Raw genomic sequence first — 3,952 nt, 5'->3', positions numbered from 1 at the left:
GCGACGGCGGCCGTGCGGGGGGCGGGGAGCTGAGGCAGCTCCCCGCCGGGCCTCGCCGACGCGCGACGGGCCCGCCGCTTCCGGCCCGTCCGGCCCAGGTGGTGGACGGCGCCCGGCACCTCCGAGCCCGTCCGGCCGGTGAGCGGCGCCCCACCATTTCCAGCCGTCCGGCCCGGCTGCCGGCGGCGGCCCGCCACATCAAGCCCCCTCCGGCTCCGCTGATGGGCGGCGGCCCGCCACATCAAGCCCGTCCGTCCGGACCGGCCGACAAGCGACGGCCGACGAAATCAAGCCCGTCCGGCGATTGAGGACAACGCCCCGGCGTTCACCGGGTCCCCAGATCAACCGCCACCCGCCCCATGAGCCCGCACGCGCGCTCGCCGGGGTCTCCTCAACCGCCGGACGGGGACGGGCTGGAGATGCGAGCCCCCACCAGGTCAAGGGCGGGCCCTGCCACCCGGCGCCGTCGGGCAGGTGCGACACGTCATCCGTTCCGTCACCGTGTCCTCAAACGCCGGACGGGCTGAAACTGCCAGCCTTGGCCGGAAAGGTGCGGGCGCACCCCAATACCGGGAGCGTGCGAGCCGCAACTCGCGACGGCTCCCGTCAAAGCGCCCTCAACCGCCGGACAGGCTGAAAGTGACGGCTTTGGCCAAAAACGTGCGGACGAACACGGAACCCGAGGGCACAGGCAGCCCGCAACCGAGGGGCGTAGGCAGCCGCAACGCGCGACGGCTCCCGTCAGAACGTCCTCAACCGCCGGACGGGCCGGAAGTGACAGCCTTCGGCCAGAAACGTGCGGGCGCACACCGACGCCGGGGCCGTAAAACACCGGACGGGCTGAAACTGCCGGCCTTGGCCGGAATGGTGCGCGCCCGCCCCAAAAGGCACGGGCACGCCCCGGAAACGTCAGCGCGCCGTCTGCTCGTGCACGTACGCGACCAGCCGGGTCAACGCGTCCGGATCGGTGTCCGGAAGCACCCCGTGGCCCAGGTTGAAGACGTGGCCCTCCAGACCGGACGCGGCGTCCAGGACCTCGCGGGCCTTGGCCTCCACCGCCTCGCGCGGCGCGAAGAGGACCGCGGGGTCCAGGTTCCCCTGGAGCGCCTTGCCGGGGCCGACCCGGCGCGCGGCCTCGTCCAGCGGGATGCGCCAGTCGACGCCGACGACGTCCGCGCCCGCCTCGCCGAGCAGCCCGAGCAGCTCGCCCGTGCCGACGCCGAAGTGGATACGCGGCACGCCGTACCCGGCGACCGCCGAGAAGACCTTGGCGGAGGCGGGCATCACGGACCGTCGGTAGTCGGCGGGGGCAAGCGCGCCGACCCAGGAGTCGAAGAGCTGCACGGCGCTCGCGCCGGCCTCGATCTGGACCTTCAGGAAGGCGGCGGTGATGTCCGCGAGGCGGTCCAGCAGGTCGGCCCACAGCTGCGGGTCGCCGTACATCATGGCCTTGGTGTGCTCGTGGTTGCGGGACGGGCCGCCCTCCACGAGGTAGCTGGCGAGCGTGAACGGCGCCCCGGCGAAGCCGATGAGCGGGGTGGCGCCCAGTTCCCCGGTGAGCATCCGCACGGCCTCGGTGACGTACGCGACGTCGCCGGGCTCCAGGTCCCGCAGCCGCTCCAGGTCGGCGCGGGTGCGGATGGGGCGCTCGACGACGGGCCCGACGCCCGGCTTGATGTCCAGGTCGACGCCGATGGCCTTCAGGGGCACGACGATGTCGCTGAAGTAGATCGCGGCGTCCACGTCGTGGCGGCGCACCGGCTGGAGCGTGATCTCCGTGACCAGCTCCGGCTTCATGCAGGACTCCAGCATGCCGATGCCGCGACGCACCTCGCAGTACTCGGGCAGCGAACGCCCGGCCTGCCGCATGAACCACACCGGCGTGTGCGGCACCGGCTCGCGCCGGCACGCCTTGAGGAAGGCCGAGTCATGCGTCGCGGTCTGCCGCCGGCCGGTGGCAGGGGTCTCCCCTGCGGATGCGGCGTCTGCGGTTCGGGGAAGGTCGTTGGCGCTCACGCACCAAATCTTCGCACGCCCGCGAGGGCGCCTCCGAATGGGCGACGCGCGCACCGGGTGTCCTCCCCGTATGCACGCCCGCTTCCGCCTAACCTTCCGGGCATGGCTGCGGCTCACGAACCCCTCGCGGACAGCGCGGACGACACCCCGATTCCCTTCCGACAGGCGATCGAGGCGCTGCGCGCGACGCGACCGCGGCCGGAGATCGAGATCGAGCCGACGCCCGCCCCCCGGCGCCTGGCCCCGTACGCGTACGCGCTGCAGGCCTCGGTGACGGAGCCGGGTGCCGACCCGGAGGACGAGGACGCCGAGCCGGCGGACGGGCGGCTGGTCCTGCTGCACGATCCGGCGGGGCAGGACGCCTGGCGGGGCACGTTCCGGGTGGTGACGCTGGTGCGGGCGGAGCTGGAGCCGGAGATGGGTTCGGACCCACTGCTGCCCGAGGTGTGCTGGTCGTGGCTGACGGGGGCGCTGGAGGCGCGCGGGGTGCCGTACGGGGAGCCGAGCGGCACGGTGACCCGGGCGGGCTCGTACTTCTTCGGCGGGCTGGGTGACCGGCAGCCCACCACGCAGATCGAGATCCGGGCGTCGTGGACGCCGCTGGAGGGGCCCGGCGGGGTGCCGGACGCCGCGGCGCACCTGGCGGCGTGGTGCGACCTGCTGGGCCAGGTCGCCGGGCTGCCGCCGGCGGCGGCGCCGGACGCGGCGGGCGGCGTGGTGCCGCTCCCCCAGCGGCGGGGCCCGCAGGCCCGCTGACGGGGACGCGAGCCGCCGGCGCGGGCGGGCCCGGAGCCGTACGCGCCCCGGGCCCGTACACGTCCGCGGCCCCGCGCACCCACCGCACACGCCGGGCGCTCGTCCGCGGCCTCCCGAGGCACACGCAGCCTCCGGAGCGGCACGTGGCCCCCAGCGGGCACCCGCGGCACGCTCGTCCCACACCCGCCACCACGCGCCACCCCCCAGCACCGCGCGGCCGTGGCGCCTCGATCGCGCCCCGCTCGTCGGCGCCGCGCAGGATGACACGGAGCGGGTCACACCCGACCAGGCGTCCGATTTGCCCGAATTGCCCACACTAAATCGTGATCAAACTCTAAAGCCGGGCCGGTTTGATGCCGAAGAGGTCAATGACCCTTCCAACACGGATCGCTTCGACTCGCCCCTGAAGTCGTCTTCCGTCCCGCCACTCCCCCAGGAGGCCCGGTGTCTGTTCTCCTCGAGCAACCTTCGAGCCTGGTCGCCTACCGCCCGAACAAGCCGACGGCCATGGTCGTCGTGGCCGACCCCCGTGTCCGCTCCACCGTCACCCGCCATCTGTGGGCGCTCGGGGTGCGGGACGTGATCGAGGCGTCGTCCATCGCGGAGGCCCGTCCCCGCGTCGGCAACCCACGCGACATCTGCGTGGCCGACGTCCACCTGCCCGACGGCTCCGGCCTGACCCTCCTGTCCGAGACCCGCGCCGCGGGGTGGCCCAACGGCCTCGCCCTCTCCGCCGCCGACGACATCGGAGCCGTACGCAACGCGCTGGCCGGCGGCGTCAAGGGCTACGTGGTGACCGGCACCCGCACCAACCTCGGCCTCCCCGGCCGTCCCGGCGCCGCCCCGATCGGCGCGGGCGCGGCCCGGATGCACCGCCGCCCCCCGGGAGCGCCGGGCCACCCCGGCGGCTACCGCGAACTGTCCGGACGCGAGGTCGAGGTGCTGCGGCTGGTGGCGGAGGGCCAGTCCAACAAGGCCATCGGCGTCTCGATGGGGCTGTCCGCCCTCACCGTCAAGAGCCACCTCGCCCGCATCGCCCGCAAACTCGGCACCGGCGACCGGGCCGGAATGGTGGCCGTGGCACTGCGCACCGGCATCATCCACTGAGCCACGCCGCCGCCCCGCGGCCCCGCCACCAGGCCCTCATCGCCCCCGCCGCGCCCGTCGAGGGAACGTTCCC

The 3,952-nt window shown here is 74.4% G+C and carries 3 protein-coding genes; 2 read left to right on the top strand and 1 reads right to left on the bottom strand.

Annotated features, from left to right (window positions below; genetic code table 11):
- Window positions 1-909: 909 nt before the first annotated feature.
- A complete protein-coding gene (gene hemE, locus ABZX96_RS37955) occupies window positions 910-2,016 on the bottom strand; it encodes a uroporphyrinogen decarboxylase (protein WP_355554229.1) in 1,107 nt (368 codons plus the stop codon).
- A 102-nt stretch (window positions 2,017-2,118) separates the two neighbouring features.
- Between hemE and ABZX96_RS37950 the strand changes: the two genes are divergently transcribed.
- Together ABZX96_RS37950 and ABZX96_RS37945 are read left to right on the top strand one after the other, a co-directional pair.
- Complete coding sequence (locus ABZX96_RS37950; protein ID WP_355554226.1) at window positions 2,119-2,772, top strand: DUF3000 domain-containing protein; 654 nt, start codon at window positions 2,119-2,121, stop codon at window positions 2,770-2,772.
- Between the two features lie 444 nt (window positions 2,773-3,216).
- Window positions 3,217-3,879: a response regulator transcription factor gene (locus ABZX96_RS37945; RefSeq protein ID WP_223735594.1), complete on the top strand. Its 663-nt coding sequence runs from the start codon at window positions 3,217-3,219 to the stop codon at window positions 3,877-3,879.
- The last annotated feature ends 73 nt before the right edge of the window (window positions 3,880-3,952 follow it).

Source organism: Streptomyces sp. NPDC003077 (assembly GCF_040611095.1).
Taxonomy (GTDB): Bacteria; Actinomycetota; Actinomycetes; order Streptomycetales; family Streptomycetaceae; genus Streptomyces.
Note: the sequence above shows the minus strand (reverse complement) of the source record. Positions and strands in the feature narration are given on the sequence as shown.